This is a genomic window from Kitasatospora sp. NPDC054795, assembly GCF_053611565.1.
This window is the reverse complement of sequence record NZ_JBSHAP010000065.1, coordinates 22202-37908: the sequence shown is the minus strand read 5'-3', so window position 1 is coordinate 37908 and position 15707 is coordinate 22202. Positions and strand designations below refer to the sequence as shown.

At 74.2% G+C, this 15707-nt stretch carries 14 protein-coding genes; 8 read left to right on the top strand and 6 right to left on the bottom strand.

The window, feature by feature from the left end; genetic code table 11:
• Nucleotides 1–136: 136 nt before the first annotated feature.
• Nucleotides 137–2116, bottom strand: coding sequence for a heavy metal translocating P-type ATPase (locus ACWGJO_RS23310; protein ID WP_452186469.1), 1980 nt, complete (start codon nucleotides 2114–2116; stop codon nucleotides 137–139).
• A 108-nt stretch (nucleotides 2117–2224) separates the two neighbouring features.
• Here ACWGJO_RS23310 and ACWGJO_RS23305 point away from each other — a divergent pair, with 108 nt between their 5' ends.
• Nucleotides 2225–2629: an ArsR/SmtB family transcription factor gene (locus ACWGJO_RS23305; RefSeq protein ID WP_380352967.1), complete on the top strand. Its 405-nt coding sequence runs from the start codon at nucleotides 2225–2227 to the stop codon at nucleotides 2627–2629.
• A gap of 71 nt (nucleotides 2630–2700) precedes the next feature.
• Here the strand turns inward: ACWGJO_RS23305 and ACWGJO_RS23300 are convergent, their stop codons facing one another.
• Nucleotides 2701–3642, bottom strand: coding sequence for a LysR substrate-binding domain-containing protein (locus ACWGJO_RS23300; RefSeq protein WP_452186467.1), 942 nt, complete (start codon nucleotides 3640–3642; stop codon nucleotides 2701–2703).
• Between the two features lie 130 nt (nucleotides 3643–3772).
• Here ACWGJO_RS23300 and ACWGJO_RS23295 point away from each other — a divergent pair, with 130 nt between their 5' ends.
• Together ACWGJO_RS23295 and ACWGJO_RS23290 are read left to right on the top strand one after the other, a co-directional pair.
• Nucleotides 3773–4498, top strand: coding sequence for an SDR family oxidoreductase (locus ACWGJO_RS23295; RefSeq protein WP_452186465.1), 726 nt, complete (start codon nucleotides 3773–3775; stop codon nucleotides 4496–4498).
• Between the two features lie 121 nt (nucleotides 4499–4619).
• Nucleotides 4620–5228, top strand: coding sequence for an ester cyclase (locus ACWGJO_RS23290; RefSeq protein WP_452186463.1), 609 nt, complete (start codon nucleotides 4620–4622; stop codon nucleotides 5226–5228).
• A gap of 33 nt (nucleotides 5229–5261) precedes the next feature.
• Here ACWGJO_RS23290 and ACWGJO_RS23285 read toward each other — a convergent pair whose 3' ends face one another.
• Nucleotides 5262–6041 (bottom strand): antibiotic biosynthesis monooxygenase, encoded by a 780-nt coding sequence (locus tag ACWGJO_RS23285; RefSeq protein WP_452186461.1) that lies wholly within the window; start codon nucleotides 6039–6041, stop codon nucleotides 5262–5264.
• Nucleotides 6042–6221: 180 nt separating this feature from the next.
• Here ACWGJO_RS23285 and ACWGJO_RS23280 point away from each other — a divergent pair, with 180 nt between their 5' ends.
• The 4 genes from ACWGJO_RS23280 to ACWGJO_RS23265 all read left to right on the top strand — a co-directional run bounded on the left by ACWGJO_RS23280 (nucleotide 6222) and on the right by ACWGJO_RS23265 (nucleotide 9455).
• Nucleotides 6222–6659 (top strand): universal stress protein, encoded by a 438-nt coding sequence (locus ACWGJO_RS23280; RefSeq protein ID WP_452186459.1) that lies wholly within the window; start codon nucleotides 6222–6224, stop codon nucleotides 6657–6659.
• A gap of 20 nt (nucleotides 6660–6679) precedes the next feature.
• Nucleotides 6680–7516, top strand: coding sequence for an alpha/beta fold hydrolase (locus ACWGJO_RS23275; protein ID WP_452186486.1), 837 nt, complete (start codon nucleotides 6680–6682; stop codon nucleotides 7514–7516).
• Nucleotides 7517–7820: 304 nt separating this feature from the next.
• The gene (locus ACWGJO_RS23270; RefSeq protein WP_452186457.1) at nucleotides 7821–8294 is read left to right on the top strand and encodes a nucleoside deaminase; all 474 of its coding nucleotides are present in this window, start codon (nucleotides 7821–7823) and stop codon (nucleotides 8292–8294) included.
• 120 nt (nucleotides 8295–8414) lie between these two features.
• The gene (locus ACWGJO_RS23265; protein ID WP_452186455.1) at nucleotides 8415–9455 is read left to right on the top strand and encodes a zinc-binding alcohol dehydrogenase family protein; all 1041 of its coding nucleotides are present in this window, start codon (nucleotides 8415–8417) and stop codon (nucleotides 9453–9455) included.
• Nucleotides 9456–9561: 106 nt separating this feature from the next.
• On the opposite strand, the gene ACWGJO_RS23260 is transcribed toward ACWGJO_RS23265, so the two are convergent.
• Both ACWGJO_RS23260 and ACWGJO_RS23255 read right to left on the bottom strand, forming a co-directional pair.
• Complete coding sequence (locus ACWGJO_RS23260; RefSeq protein ID WP_452186484.1) at nucleotides 9562–11316, bottom strand: S8 family peptidase; 1755 nt, start codon at nucleotides 11314–11316, stop codon at nucleotides 9562–9564.
• A 302-nt stretch (nucleotides 11317–11618) separates the two neighbouring features.
• Complete coding sequence (locus ACWGJO_RS23255; protein WP_452186482.1) at nucleotides 11619–12302, bottom strand: hypothetical protein; 684 nt, start codon at nucleotides 12300–12302, stop codon at nucleotides 11619–11621.
• A 505-nt stretch (nucleotides 12303–12807) separates the two neighbouring features.
• Between ACWGJO_RS23255 and ACWGJO_RS23250 the strand changes: the two genes are divergently transcribed.
• Nucleotides 12808–14121 carry a serine hydrolase domain-containing protein gene (locus ACWGJO_RS23250; RefSeq protein ID WP_452186453.1) on the top strand — a complete coding sequence of 438 codons (1314 nt, stop codon included), beginning with the start codon at nucleotides 12808–12810 and terminating at the stop codon, nucleotides 14119–14121.
• A gap of 252 nt (nucleotides 14122–14373) precedes the next feature.
• On the opposite strand, the gene ACWGJO_RS23245 is transcribed toward ACWGJO_RS23250, so the two are convergent.
• On the bottom strand, nucleotides 14374–15636 hold the full coding sequence (locus ACWGJO_RS23245) for an APC family permease (protein ID WP_452186451.1): 1263 nt from the start codon (nucleotides 15634–15636) through the stop codon (nucleotides 14374–14376).
• Nucleotides 15637–15707: the final 71 nt, after the last annotated feature.

Below are 15707 nucleotides of genomic sequence, written 5' to 3'. Positions count from 1 at the left end.
ACCCTTTGCCCCCATCTGTTGGGGCCGGGGGGCCGACTGCGGGGGGGTACACTGGGGGGGGGGGGGGGCCCCCCGGGCCCCCCCCCGCCCCCTCGCTGAAGTTCCGTGCAGAACCGTTCAGTCGAGCACCTTCCCGCTATCCCCGGGCCCCGCTCCAGGCGCTCTCGCGCAGCAGCCGCAGACCGTTGAGGCCGACGATGACGGTCGAGCCCTCGTGGCCGAGCACGCCCAGCGGCAGCGGGAGGGTGGCGACCAGGTCCCAGACCACCAGGACGGTGATGAACACCGAGGCGATCACCAGGTTCTGCACCACGAAGGAGCGGGCCCGCCGGGAGAGCGCCACCACGGCCGGGACGGTGGCGAGTTCGTCGCGGACGATCACCGCGTCGGCGGTCTCCATCGCAAGGTCGGACCCGGCCCGGCCCATCGCGAGGCCGGTGTGGGCGGCGGCCAGCGCGGGCGCGTCGTTGACGCCGTCGCCGATCACCAGCACCTTGCGTCCGGCCGCCTCCCGCTCCCGGACGGCGGCGACCTTGTCCTGCGGCAGCAGTCCGGCCCGGACGTCGGTGATGCCGACCTCGGCGGCCAGCCGGTCGGCGGCGCGCGGGTTGTCGCCGGTGAGCAGCATCGGCGCGGTGCCGGTCAGCGCGCGCAGGGACGCGACGGTGGCGGCGGCGTCCGGGCGCAGCCGGTCGGCGAGGCCGAGCACGCCGACCGGCACGCCGTCCGCCTCGACCAGGACGGCGGTGCGCCCGCCCTCCTCCAACTCCGCGGCCAGCGCGGCGGCTTCGGCGGAGGCGGCGTCGGTGCGCCCCAGGATCAGCCGGGCCGGCGCGCCGACGGCGAGGACCCGGCCGTCGACGGTGGCGGTGACGCCGACGCCGGGGGTGGAGGTGAAGTCCTCAGCGGCGGCCGGGGTCAGGCCGCGGGTGCGGGCGGCGTCGACGACGGCGCGGGCCAGCGGGTGCTCGCTGGGGTGCTCGGCCGCGGCCGCCAGCGCCAGCAGCCGCTCTTCGGAGAGGCCGGAGCCGGTGAGCGGCCGGACGTCGGTGAGGCGCGGGGTGCCCTCGGTGAGGGTGCCGGTCTTGTCCAGTGCGACGGCGTCGACCTGGCCCAGACGCTCCATCACGACGGCGGACTTGACCAGGACGCCGTGCCGTCCGGCGTTGGCGATGGCGGAGAGCAGGGGCGGCATGGTGGCCAGCACCACCGCGCACGGGGAGGCGACGATCATGAAGGTCATCGCCCGGAGCAGCGAGCCGGTGAAGGCCGCGCCGAAAGCCAGCGGGACGGCGAAGACCGCGAGGGTGGCGGCCACCATGCCGAGCGAGTAGCGCTGCTCGACCTTCTCGATGAACAGCTGGGTGGGTGCCTTGGTCCCGGAGGCCTCCTCGACCAGCTGGACGATCCGGGCGATGACCGTGTCCGAGGCGTCCCGTTCGACCCGCAGCCGCAGCGCCCCGGTGCCGTTGAGGGTCCCGGCGAACACCTCGTCGCCGGTCTCCTTGACGACGGGCAGCGGCTCGCCGGTGATGGTGGCCTGGTCCACCTCGCTCGCGCCGTCGAGCACCCGCCCGTCGGCGCCGATCCGTTCACCCGGCCGCACCAGCACGGTGTCGCCGACGGCGAGCTCCTCCGTGGGCACGGTCTCCTCGCCGCCGTCGGGCAGCAGCCGGGTGGCGGTGGCCGGGGCGAGGTCGAGCAGTCCGCGCACCGAGTCGGCGGTACGGGCGGTGGCCAGCGCCTCCAGGGCGCCGGAGGTGGCGAAGATGACGATCAGCAGCGCGCCGTCCATGACCTGCCCGACGGCGGCGGCGCCGAGCGCGGCCACGATCATCAGCAGGTCGACGTCGAGGGTCTTCTCCCGCAGCGCCTGGAGCCCGGCCCAGGCGGGCTCCCAGCCGCCGGTGGCGTACGCGAGGGTGTACAGCGGGCCCCAGGTCCAGGCGGGGGCGCCGGTCAGCTGGAGCGGCAGGGCGACCAGGAAGAGCACCGTCGCGGCGGCGGCCCAGCGGGCCTCGGGCAGTGACAGCACCCGGGTACGCCGTCTGGGCGCGGTGTCCGGGCGTGGCACGGCCGGGGGCGCGGAACGCCCGGTCAGGGTGGTGGAGGACATGGCGGGGGGACCCTTCGGGGCAGGCCTGGGCAGGGCGGGGCCGTTGACTCGTTCACGATACATGAACATATGAAGGCCCGTTCATCTATGAGTTGTAGGATGGCCCGCATGGGTCATGGAGCCACCCCCGCCACCGCCGTCCCGCACACGCGCCTGGACGCGACCAGCGCTGCCCGGGTGGCCACCACCCTGCAAGCCCTCGCCACGCCCTCCCGGCTGCTGATCCTCTCCCGGCTGCGCGAGGGCCCCTGCGCGGCCACCGAACTCGCCGCCGAGGTCGGCCTGGAGCAGTCCGCCTGCTCCCACCAGCTGCGCCTGCTGCGCAACCTCGGCCTGGTCATCGGCCGCCGCAACGGCCGGCAGGTCGTCTACGCGCTCTACGACAACCACGTCGCCGCACTGCTCGACCAGGCCGTCTACCACATCGAGCACCTGCGTCTGGGCCTCAGCGACGCCGTCGACCCGCAGGACGCGGACGACGAGCACGAGCCGGTCGGCGGCGCCGCGCGCTGACGTGCCACGGCGCCCGATCGGACCTCAGGCGCGCGTGTCCTCGGGGCCTCGCACGAGTGTCCCTTCGGACCTCAGGCGCGTGTTCCGCCGCCGGGCCCGGATCCGGCCGACCGGCCGGAGACCACGGGGCCGACCCGGGCCTGACGGGCCAGCAGGTCGGCGAACGCCACGGTCAGCGGATCGGGGCGGGTGCGGGTGTAGGCGGTGAGGGTGCGCAGGATCGGCGGGTCCGGGCGCAGCAGGGCACCCTCGAACTGGGCCGGGACGATGTTGGCGGGCACCAGGGCGGGGCCGAGCCCGGCCGCGGCCAGCAGCGGGGCGGCCGAGGTCTGTTCGGCGCGGATCGCCGCCCGGGGGTGGAAGCCCGCCCGGGCGCAGACCTGGTCCAGCAGGTCGGCGAGGCCGTTGTCGGGGGCGTAGTGGACCCAGTCGCGGTCGGCGAGTTCGGTGAGGGCGACGGTGCCGGCGCGGCGGTCCGCCAGCGGGTCGTCGGCGGGCAGGACGACGGTGAACTCCTCGACGCCGAGCTCCCGGATCGGCCCCTCCCAGCCACTCGGCGCCGGGCCGATGGCGAGGTCGGCGCGGCCCGCCGCCATGGCCTCCCGGAGCGCGTCGGTGTGGGGGTACTCGCGCAGCCGGATCCGCACGCCGGGGTGGCGGTGGCGCCACTCCCGCAGCACGGGCGGCAGGATGCCGAGGCTGACGGAGTAGACGACGGCGACCTCCAGTTCGCCCTCCTCCAGGCCGGCCGAACGGCGGGCCGCCGCCTGCAGCCGCCCGGCCTCGGCGAGTGCCGCGCGGGCGTGCGGCAGGACCGCCCGGCCCATCGGGGTGAGCCGTACCGAGCGCGGCAGGCGCTCCAGCAGCGGGCCGCCGAGGGCGCCCTCCAGGGCACGGATCTGGTGGGACAGCGCGGGCTGGGTGACGTGCAGCTGTTCGGCCGCACGGGTGAACGATCCGGTGTCGACCACGGTGGCCAGGTATTCGAGCTGTCTGAGCGTCGGCGTTGCCATGAACGGATTTTATCGCCGGGGTAGAAAACAAGCCTTGGACTCATCAGCGCTGGTCGGGAGAGGGTCGAGGTGCGGCCGCCGCGGGAAGCAGCGAGCGGCCGGTTCCCCGATCGTCCGAAGGAGTTCCACCATGTCCGACACCACCTCCCTCCAGGGGCAGCGGCTCGTCGTGGTCGGTGCGGGTTCACGCACCGGGCAGGCCGTCGCCAGGTCCGCCTCGGCGGCCGGCGCCTCCCTGGTACTGGCCGGCCCCGACCCGCGCAAGCTGGAGTGGACGGCCGGCGAGCTGTCCGGACCGTCCGAGGTGATCGCCCTGGACATCGCCGACGAGGCGTCGATCGCCGCCTTCGCCGCCCGGGCCGGCCGCTTCGACCACCTGGTCTCGACCGCCGCGATGCCCGCCAACGGCCCGCTTCGGGAGCTCGAGGCGGCCGACGTGCAGCGGGCGTTCGCGGCGAAGGTGATCGGCCCGCTGCTGCTGGCCAAGCACCTGGTCGGGCAGGTCTCCGAGCGCGGTTCGTTCACCTTCTTCTCCGGTGTGGCCGCGTGGCGCCCGGCCCCCGCGCGCACCGTGATGGCCACCACCAACGGCGCGCTGGCCTTCCTGGTGCAGGCACTGGCGGTGGAGATCGCGCCGGTCCGGGTCAACGCCGTCTCCCCCGGCATCGTCGACACCGGCTCCTGGGACGGCCTGGGCGCCGACAAGGACGCGTTCCTGCGCGGGGTCGCCGAACGCAACCCGGCCCGGCGCGTCGGCACCCCGGAGGACCTGGTCAAGGCCGTCCGCTACGCCATCGACAACCCGTACGTCACCGGCACGGTGCTGCACGTCGACGGCGGCGGCCGACTCGCCTGACGGGCCGGTCCGCCTCCGGCGGCATGGTTCCCCCACCCCGGCCGGCCGGAGCTTCCGACCGGCCGGCCACCCCCGCACGCCCCGATCCGCCGGCGTGCCCCCGAACCGAGGAGCTGTTCCCATGCGCTCGCGCACCCTGATCCGTACCGCCGCCGTCCTCGCGGCGGCGGCCGGCCTGGCGGGCGGCACCGCCGCGGCCGCCCCCGTCCACGACAGCGGCCACCACGACTCCGCACGCGACTGGCCGCAGCGCCTGATCGACCGTTCGCCCGGCCTCGTCCAGCCGAAGGCGCTCACCGCGGACCGCTCGATCGGCGCCCGGCGCGCCGCCCAGGAGGTCCACCTGGCGCAGCAGCTGTACACGTTCTGGAACACCGGGCAGCAGCGGTACCTGGACGCGGCGATCAGCCCGCAGTTCCGGGACAACACACTGCCGCCCGGCCGCCCGCAGGGCCCCGCCGGACCGGCCTTCGCCTCGAAGAACTTCCGCGCCGCGGTGCCGGACCTGACCTGCGAGCTGTCCGACGTCCTGATCAGCGGCGACAGGATCACCGCCCGACTGGTCTTCCGCGGCCACTTCACCGGTACCTTCGACGGCGTGCGGGGACAGGGCCAGGACATCGAGTTCAACGCCATCGACATCCAGCACGTCGGGGCCGACCGGATCACCGAGGACTGGCACATCGAGGACAACGCGACCCTGCTGGCCCAGTTGGGCGTCCGGGCCTGAGGCCGTGCCGGGCGCACGCGGGCCTGCGGGTGGTCACCGGGCGAAGGCCGTCACCACGTCGGTGAACTCGACCTGCGGCTCGTCCGCCAGGAGTTCCGGGAAGCGCGCCGGCAGGTCGGTCACGTAGGAGGAGGCGAAGTGGGCCTCGCGCGCCGGGCGGTCGGCGTATCGCTCCGTGACCAGGAACCGGCCGCCCTCCTGGCGGCCCACCGCGTAGGCGAGCGCCCCCGGCTCCTCCCGGGTGCGCTCCGCGACCTCGCGCAGGGCTGCCGCGAGGGCCTCCTCCCGTCCGGTCCTGGCCTGCAGGATCGCCACCACCATGGTCATCGCACGTCCGCGGCGTCCAGCCACGGGTCGGCCCGGTGGTGGGCGGCGAGCAGCTCGGCGAGCACCCGGTCGAGGACCGCCCGCCTGCTCCTCCGGCCCGGACGCCAGGCACACCTGCTCGGCCGTCCGCCGGGCCCACGGCCCCCGGACCTCGGCGGCGCTCACCACCCGGTCGGCCACATCGTCGGCCCCCGGCGCCAGGAAGTGCCGCAGGGCGCCGGCCCGGAACCGCACCACCACGAAGCCGCCCGCCTCCCGCGAGACCGGCTCCCAGCGGGCCCCGCGGAGGCAGACCAGGTGCGCGGCGGGCAGCGGCACCGGCCCGGCCCCGTCGTCCAGGTGGACCCCGCCGGCCCAGTGGATCCACAGCTCGGCACCCGTTCCGGGCAGCAGCCGGGGCAGGTCGCCGGGGCCTGCCCGGTACCACCAGTAGCGGTCGATCCAGGGCCTCAGCGCCGGGCCCGGCACCGCGTGTCCGACTCGCACCCGTCCTCCCCGTTCCGGTGACGGCCGCGCCCCGGTCACGGGCGCTCGGCGGCCACCGACGGTACCCGCCCGGCCGTCGGCGTCACCCGGGTGCCGGGCCGTGGTGGCGGCGCCGTCCGGCGGCCAGCACCGTGGTCGGGGGGCGACGATCCGCAGGACGGTCAGCCAGGGACGGTACAGATGAACGCGAACGACTCCGCTCCCCGCGTCGTGGTCGGCGTCGACGGCTCGCCGTCGTCGTACGCCGCGCTGCGCTGGGCGGCCCGGCACGCCACGCTGATCGGCGGCGTGGTGGACGCGGTCGGCGCCTGGGAACCCCCCAGCCACTTCGGCTGGTCGGCGCCCGTGGTCGACAGCACCTTCGACCGGGAGCTGGCCGAGCGGCGGTTCGCCGAGGAACTGCACACCGTGCTCGGCGACGACTCCCCGGTGAACGTCCGCCAGACGATGGTCATGGGCGACCCCTCCGAGATCCTCCTGGACGCGGCCCGGGGTGCCGAGCTGCTGGTGGTCGGCAGCCACGGCCGCGGCGGCTTCACCCGCACCCTGCTCGGCTCGGTGAGCACCCACTGCGCGCAGCACGCCGCCTGCCCCGTGGTCATCGTCCGGGCCCCATGACGAGAGGAACACCGGACACCATGCCGTACATCACCGTCGGCCAGGAGAACTCCACCCCCATCGACCTCTACTACGAGGACCACGGCTCCGGGCAGCCGGTCGTCCTCATCCACGGGTTCCCGCTCGACGGGCACTCCTGGGAGCGGCAGAGCGCCGCGCTGCTGGACGCGGGCCACCGGGTGATCACCTACGACCGCCGCGGCTTCGGACAGTCCTCCCAGCCCACCACCGGCTACGACTACGACACCTTCGCCGCCGACCTCCACACCCTGCTGGAGACCCTCGACCTGCGGGACGCCGTCCTGGTCGGCTTCTCGATGGGCACCGGGGAGGTCGCCCGCTACGTGTCCCGGTACGGCTCCGGCCGCATCGCCAAGGCCGCCTTCCTGGGCTCCCTGGAGCCCTGCCTGCTGAAGACCGACGACAACCCGGAGGGGGCCGGTCCGAAGGACTTCTTCGACGGGATCGTCGCCGCCGTGAAGGCCGACCGCTACGCCTACTACACCGCCTTCTACCGGGACTTCTACAACCTCGACGAGAACCTCGGAAGCCGGATCAGCGAGGAGGCCGTCCGCAACAGCTGGAACGTCGCGGCGAGCGGCGGCTTCTTCGCCGCCGCGGCGGCGCCGTCCACCTGGTACACGGACTTCCGGGCCGACATCCCGCGCATCGACGTGCCGGCCCTGATCCTGCACGGGACCGCCGACCGCATCCTGCCGATCGACAGCACCGGGCGCCCCTTCCACCGGGCGCTGCCCTCCGCCGAGTACGTGGAGGTCGAGGGCGCGCCGCACGGCCTGCTCTGGACCCATGCCGAGGAGGTCAACGCGGCGCTGCTCGCCTTCCTGGCGACGTAGTGGCACCGCACGCACCGCCACCGCGCGCACCGCCGCTGCGACCGTCCGAGGGCAGCGCCCGCCGGGGCGTCGGGGGCGGGCCGTGGAGGCCGACAGAACCGGTTGTCGTGCGCGCGCGGCCCTCCTGTCACGCATCCGCTGCCTGGTGGCGGCCGAGGACGCCGACGGGATCCGCACCCCGGGCGGGGCGGCTACGGTGGGTGACGCCATCCGCCCTTCTGCGCCCCCATCCCCGCCCTTGTCCGCCGTACGCCCTGGCCCTGCCCCTGTCACCCCGTCCGGTCCGCCCCCGAGGAGTACGCCGATGACCGACCTCACCCGCCCGCACCTGCTCGCGGCCATCGAACTCGCCGCCTCCGCCCGCGCCCACGGCAACCACCCCTTCGGCGCGCTGCTGACCGACGCGTCCGGAGGCGTCCTGCTCACGGCCGAGAACACCGTGCTGACCGACCACGACGTCACGGCGCACGCGGAGACCAACCTGGTCCGCCAGGCCTGCCGCACCCTGGCCCCGCACCAGCTCTCCGCGACCGTCCTGTACAGCAGCACCGAGCCGTGCGCGATGTGCGCCGGCGCGATCCACTGGAGCGGCATCCGGAAGGTCGTCTACGCGCTCGCCGCCACCGAGCTGAACGCCATCGCGGGAGCGGACCCGGACGAGCCGGTGCTCGACCTGCCCTGCCGCCAGGTCTTCGCGGCCGGCGGCAGCACCGTGGAGGTCTCCGGCCCGCACCTCTTCGAGGAGGCCACCGCCGTGCACACGGGGTACTGGGGCTGACCGGATCGCCACCCTCCCCGGACGGCTACTCCGCCGTCGAGCAGGCGATGGCCGTCGCGGAGCGGGAAACTTGACCCCGGGCGCGCACCGACCCCGCAGGCCGAGCGGCAGGAGACGGCGATGAGCAGCACGCAACCCCTACCGGCGCAGACCCGGGCCTGGGCGGTGGAGCGCCCCGGGCCGGTCGGCGGGCCGGGGCCGGGCCCACTGGCGTGGGAGCGGCGGCCGCTGGACGCGCCCGGCCCCCAGGAGGTCCTGGTCGAGGTGGAGGCCTGCGGGGTGTGCCGCACCGACCTGCACCTCGCGGAGGGGGACCTCTCCCCCAGGCTGGCCCGGTGCACGCCCGGGCACGAGGTGGTCGGGCGCGTGCTGGCGGCGGGGGCCGGGGTCGAGGGCTTCGCCGTCGGGGACCGGGCCGGGGTGGCCTGGCTGGCCCGGACCTGCGGCAGCTGCGGGTACTGCCGCAGCGGGCGGGAGAACCTCTGCCCCGCGTCGCGCTACACCGGCTGGGACCGGCACGGCGGCTACGCCGGGCACCTCACCGCGGACGCCCGCTTCGCCTACCGGCTGCCCGAGGGCCCGCCCGCCGAGGAGCTGGCCCCGCTGCTGTGTGCCGGGATCATCGGCTACCGGGCCCTGGAACGGGCCGAACTCCCGGCGGGCGGGCTGCTCGGCATCTACGGCTTCGGCGCGTCCGCGCACCTGACCGCCCAACTCGCCCTCGCCCGGGGCGCCCGGGTGGCCGTGTTCACCCGGGCCGCGGCGGCCCGCCGGCTGGCACTCGACCTCGGCGCCGAATTCGCCGGCGACTCCTACGACCCGCCCCCGCAGCCGCTGGACGCCGCCATCCTGTTCGCCCCGGTCGGCGAACTCGTGCCCGTCGCCCTCACCGCGCTGGACCGCGGCGGCACGCTCGCCGTGGCCGGCATCCACCTCACCGACCTCCCGGCGCTCAACTACCGGCGGCACCTCTTCCAGGAACGCACCCTGCGCAGCGTCACCGCCAACACCCGCGCCGACGGACGCGCCTACCTCACCGAGGCCGCCCGCACCCGCCCGGTCGTCCACGTCACCCGCTACCCCCTGCGCCGTGCGGACGCGGCGCTCGCCGACCTCGCCGCGGACCGCGTGACGGGCGTCGCGGTGCTCGTCCCGGAGTAACGCATGGTGACCGGCGTCCCGCACGCGATCCGGCCGCCCGACGCGCTCGGGCGTCGGGCGGCCGGGGGAAGCAGCGGGGTCAAAGGGTTCAGCAGGTTCAGCAGGTTCAGAAGGTGAGGTTCCAGGCGTCGATCGTGCCGGTGTCGCCGGAGGCACCGTCCTTCACCCGGAGCTTCCAGGTGCCGTTCGCCGCACTCGCGGCGGCGTTGACGGTGTAGGTCTTGGCGACGTTGTCGGTGCTGTCGCTGTTCGGGAAGTCCTCCAGGAGGTAGACCGTGCCGTCGGGCCCGACCAGGGAGAGGACGAGGTCGCCGCGGTAGGTGTGCTTGATGTCCACGCCGACCTTGAGCGCCGCCGGGGCGTTGCCGCTGACGCCGGTGACGGTGATCGGGCTCTCCACCGTGGTGTTGTCGGGGATCGCCACGTCGGCGGTGTTCTCGAAGTACGTGCCGGTGGGCGGGGTGGCGCCACCGACCGCCTTCAGCGCGTCGACCTGGCCCTCGCCGAAGAAGCCGTTGACGGCGGTGGTGCCGGTGCAGCGGCTGTCGGAGGCGGGGCAGGCCAGGTCGTTGGCCTGGCTCGCCAACCGGGCCCGGATCTCCGCCGGGGTGAGCGACGGGTTGGTGCTCGCGATCAGCGCGGCCACTCCGGTGACGTGCGGGGAGGCCATCGAGGTGCCGCTCTTGGTGCCGTACTTGCCGCCGGGCAGGGTCGAGTAGACGCCGGTGGCGCCGTCGCCGCCGGGCGCCGCGACGTCGATGACGCCCCGGCCGAAGTTGGAGTAGGAGGCCTTGCCGCTGCCGCTGCCCGTGGCAGCGACGGTCACCACGCCGGGGAGTTCGGTGGGGATGTCGACGCAGGCGTTGGTGATGGTCCGGGTGACCTTGGTGGAGTCGTTCGGGCTCTCGCTGTCGGTGGTCTTGTTGGCCAGGTCGTAGTTGGAGTTGCCGGCCGCCGCGACCTGCAGCGAGCCCTTGCCCTCGGCGTACTCCTGGGCGCGCTTGACGCCCTCGATGATGGCCGCCTGGTCGAGGTCGTTCGGGCAGTTGAACTGCCAGGGGTCGGTGTAGTAGCTGTTGTTGGTGACCTTGAAGCCGTGGTCGCCGGCCCAGACGAAGCCGCAGACGGTGTTCTCGGCGTAGAAGAGGGTGCTGGTCGGCTCGGCGATCCGGACCGAGGCGATCTTCACGCCCGGTGCGACGCCGATGACGCCCTTGCCGTTCTTCGCGGCCGCGATGGTGCCGGCGACGTGGGTGCCGTGGGTGTCCACGTCGCGCCAGGCGCCGGTGCGGGTGTCGGGCTTGCCGTAGGCGCAGGAGGCCGAGTCGGCGGCGTCGAAGTTCGGTGCGAGGTCCTGGTGCTGGTCGTCCACGCCGGTGTCGAGCACGCCGACCTTGACGGACGGGGAGCCGGTGGTGACGTTCCAGGCCTGGTCGGCCTTGATCTGGGTCATGTCCCAGCGGTTGGACTCGGTGAGCGTGGTGGCCGCCTGGGCGGGGTTGGCGGGCAGGGCCGGGTTGTAGGCGTCGGCCGGCACGTCGGAGGTGCGGGTCGCGCCGACCTGCTGGATGCCGGTGACGGTCCGCAGCGCGGCGGCGAAGCCGGCGCTGGTGGAGTGGGCGACGATGACGCCGATCGCGTCGTAACTCGCGAAGACCGTACCGCCCTTGGCGGCGACGGCGGTCTTGGCGGCGGCGATGTCGGCGGGGGCGCTGATCACCAGGTAGGCGCGGGTACCGGCGGCCCAGCCGGCCGCGGCGCCCGCGGCGGCGGGGGCCTGGGCGACGGGCGCGGAGACGGCGCCGGGGACGGTGGTCGCGGTGGCGGCGGTCGCGAACGCGGTGGGGGTGGCGAGCGCCATGGCCGAGAGCACGGCGAGGGCTGCGGCCGGGCGGCCGAGCCGCCGGGATATCAGGGGTGACACGTGTCCTCCTGTTCGGCCCGTGCGTGAGGGGGATCGCACGGGAATTGAAGGAAACATGCCAGATTGGGCAGGACTTGGGGAAGACTTTACGCCCGACGACTTCTCGCGGAGACGTTACGTTTTGATGTCGCGGGGTCCGCGGCGCCCCGGACGGGGTGCGCACGGCCGGCCGCGGGGCCCGCGGCAGGGCCTCCGTCGCGGTGGGTCCGGCGGGCCACTGAACGGCCGCGCGGCATCGGTCAGTTCACGGAACGATGCCGCATCGTGGCGCCGAACTCGGGACGGACCGACCGGCCCGCCCGCGAGGGAAGAGGATCGCGCAGCCGGGCCACATACCGCCGGTAAGCCCGCGCCTCGGCCGAGGCGCCCTCGACGGCGGCCAGTCGGTCGGGGAACAGCACTCCCCCCGCGTGCAGTTGGGCATTCGCCCCGAACTGGTTCCCGTGCAGACGGCCGGTGACCAACCGGCCCCGGTTCCGGGAAATCAACCTCGACCCGCCGGCCACCACCGGGCCGCGGTTGACCTGGAACCAGACCTCCCGCCGATTGCCGAACAGCACGACGCTCTCGCGGAGATCACGCACGTCGGTGTACACGTCGAAGTCCCAGTCACCCGGGGCTCCACCCGAGCCGTAGCACCCACGAAGGTGGTGCATGAACCGGGGCAGGCCGACAGGGGCGCCGAACGGAATCACCGCGTCGGTACAGGGCTCACCGGCGATGAAATAGACCCTGAACTCCAAGCCGTACAGCCGTCCCTGGACCTTCCTCCTGATCCAGAGCGAGAACAGGTCCGCGTCGCCATGGCTGGAGCGGTTCTCGGTGCGGACATGCCGACTCAGGTACTCGAACGACAGCATCTCCCGATCGACCAACAGGCCGGGGATCCGTTCGACCGAGCCGTGCAGCAGATAGAGGCACATCAGGTCCACCGGATGTGTGTCGTGTGCCAGCCGCGTAAGGAATCCATCGGAAAAACTGTCCCGCAAAAGTGACTCCAGCCGTCCCACCCGCCCTGTGCCCGCATCCTGGGCACGGGTAAATCTACGGCCTTCGGGACGGTTTTCGGCACCCCTTCGAACCGGGGCGGAGACGACCGGGCCGGGCACATGTCCGCAGTGAACGATCCTTCCCGGGCGCCCCGACCGGCGAGGCATGAGCTCGACGTCCCACGTGCCGTCCCACGCCGCCGGTCGCTCGTCCCACACCGCTGGTCGCCGGTCGTGCTCCGTCGGCCGAGGCTCAGGGATCCGTCGGGGGCGGCCTTCGACCTGAGATGGAGTTCCACGGGCGGGAAGATGGGCCCCGGGGCGGACATGCTCCGGACCTCAGGCGGACGCCTCACGTTCCGGCGACCTGGCACAGTGTCAACTGTCTTTGTTGTGACGGATGTTGATGGCATTCGTCGGTCGATTTCGGGAGGACGGCATGGCGGACGGGGCGGCGGATCCGAGGCTCGGGAGGATCGGTTCGAAGGGTCGGCGGTGGCGGGGCACGGCCGGGCGGTCGGCGGTCGTCGTACTCGCCGGCGCGGGCCTGCTGGCGGCCTCGGCTCCGGCCGCCGGTGCGACGGACGCCCCGGCGGCGCCCTACCGGGTGGCGGCGGACGGGGCGCGGAAAGCGGACCGGGCGGCCCTGGACACGGTGGTCCGGGCCATGGTGCGGGAGGGCGGCGCGGCGGCGACGCTGGCCCGTGTCCGGGAGAACGGCTCCACGGTCTGGAAGGGTGCGGCCGGCGTGGCCGACCTGGCCACCGGTGCCCCCGCCGATCCGGACGGCCGGTTCCGGATCGGCAGCGTCACCAAGACCTTCGTCGCGACGGTGGTCCTCCAACTCGTCGCGGAACACCGACTCGGCCTCGACGACTCCGTCGAGAGCCGCCTGCCGGGCGTGGTGCCGAACGGCGCCGGCATCACCGTGCGCCAACTGCTCAACCACACCAGCGGCATCCACGACTTCACCGAGGACCCGGCGTTCGACGCCGGCAACGAGGCGACGCTGCGGCAGTGGCTGGCAGGTGGGCGCTGGACGTCCTACCGACCACAGCAGCTCGTGGACATCGCGAACACGTACCCGCCGTACTTCGCCCCCGGACAGGGCTGGCACTACTCCAACACCAACTACGTGCTCGTCGGCATGATCATCGAGCGCCTCACCGGTCGCGGTTGGGCGCAGGAGGTGGACCGCCGCATCATCCGGCCGCTGGGTCTGACGAGCACCTCGATGCCCATCGACTCGCCCTTCATTCCCGGCTCGCACGCGCACGGCTACTACAAGCTCGCCACCGGCCCCGCCGACGTGACGCTGCTCAACCCGTCGATGGCGTCCTCGGCCGGGGCGGGCATCTCCACCACCGCGGATCTCACCCGCTTCATCTCCGCCCTGCTCGGCGGGCAACTGCTCGGCCCGGCCGAACTCGCCGAGATGAAGCGCACCACCGGCCCGGGCGAAGCCGTCGGCTACGGCCTCGGACTCCAGCGGATGACCACGCCCTGCGGCGAGTTCTGGGGACACAGCGGCGGCATCCCCGGCTACAACACCCTGCTGGTCGGCGAGGTCACCGGAAAGCGGCAGTTCGCCACCTCGATCAACCGGTACGACCTGTCCGACCCCGCCGCGATGCAGCGGACCTCCAACGACCTGTACTCCACAGGCACCTGCGGCGGCCGCCCGCCGGCCACCTCGCCGCCGGTCCTCCCGCCCGCCTCCGCGACACCGCGGTCCGCCGGACCGCTCACCTGATCCGGGCCCCGGATCCGCGCGCCGCCCGTACGGCCACGGACGCGCGGATCGCCGCCCTCCCGGTGGCCCGAGCCACCACACGACGACGGCCGCCGGTTACGCCTCCGGCACCACCTGCGGAACCGCTGTTGAACGCGTCCGACGGGGCGGAGCGCGGCACACACCAAGACCCGTTCGTGACACCGGCGGAGAGCTGCCGGGCGGCCGCGGCGGCGCAGGAGCCATCGATCGTGGAGTCCGGGCCGAAGCCGGTCAGGTGCGGGTGGCGCCCTTGCGCAGGCCGTAGGCGGCGGCTCCGGCGGCGATCACCGCGGCCCCGGACAGAACCGAGGCGAGCGGCAGGGCGAACGCGAGGACCACGCAGCCTGCGGTGCCGACGACGGGGACGATCCGGGCGGGCCGGCCCTCGGCGGGGGTGAGGGTCCAGGCGGAGGCGTTGGCGATGGCGTAGTAGGCCAGGACGCCGAAGGAGGAGAAGCCGATCGCGCCGCGCACGTCCCCGGTGGCGGCCAGTATCGCGACCACCGCGCCGACCGCGAGCTCGGCGCGGTGCGGGACCTGGAAGCGCGGGTGGACGGCGGCCAGGGCGTGGGGCAGGTGCCGGTCGCGGGCCATCGCCAGGGTGGTGCGCGAGACCCCGAGGATCAGCGCGAGCAGGGACCCGAGCGCCGCGACGGCCGCCCCCGCGCGCACCACCGGGGCGAGTCCCGGGACGCCGGCGGCGCGCACGGCCTCTGCCAGCGGTGCGGTGGTGTGGGCGAGCCGGTCCGGCCCCAGCACCGCGAGGACGGCCACCGCGGTGGCCGCGTAGACGATCAGGGTGATGCCCAGCGCGAGCGGGATCGCGCGGGGGATGGTGCGCTCGGGGTCGCGGACCTCTTCTCCGAGGGTGGCGATGCGCGCGTAGCCCGCGAAGGCGAAGAACAGCAGCCCCGCTGCCTGGAGCACCCCACCGGGGGTGGCGTCCACGCCGACGGCCAGGCGCGCGGTGTCGGTGGCGTCGCTGGTGAGGCAGGCGGTGACCACGGCGGCGAGGACCGCCAGGACGACGGTGACGATGCCCCTGGTCAGCCACGCGGACTTCTGCACGCCGACGTAGTTCACGGCCGTCAGCGCCACCACGGCGGCGACTGCCACGGCGTGGGCCTGGGCGGGCCACACGTAGGTACCCACGGTGAGGGCCATCGCCGCGCAGGAGGCGGTCTTGCCGACCACGAAGCCCCAGCCCGCGAGGTAGCCCCAGAAGGGTCCGAGGCGCTCGCGGCCGTAGACGTAGGTGCCGCCGGACTGCGGGTAGCGGGCGGCCAGCCGGGCGGAGGAGGTGGCGTTGCAGTACGCCACCACCGCGGCTGCGGCGAGCGCGGGCAGCAGGGCGGAGCCGGCGGCGGCCGCGGCGGGGGCGAGGGCGGCGAAGATCCCCGCGCCGATCATCGAGCCGAGCCCGATCACCACGGCGTCGAACACGCCCAGATGGCGCTTCAGCTCCCCGCCTCGGGCGGATGCCGACGTCCCCATGCCCACTCCTCAACCCCCCGGCCCGCCACTGTGTCGGCCTCCGGTCCCGGCGCAGGATATAGGAGCGAGGT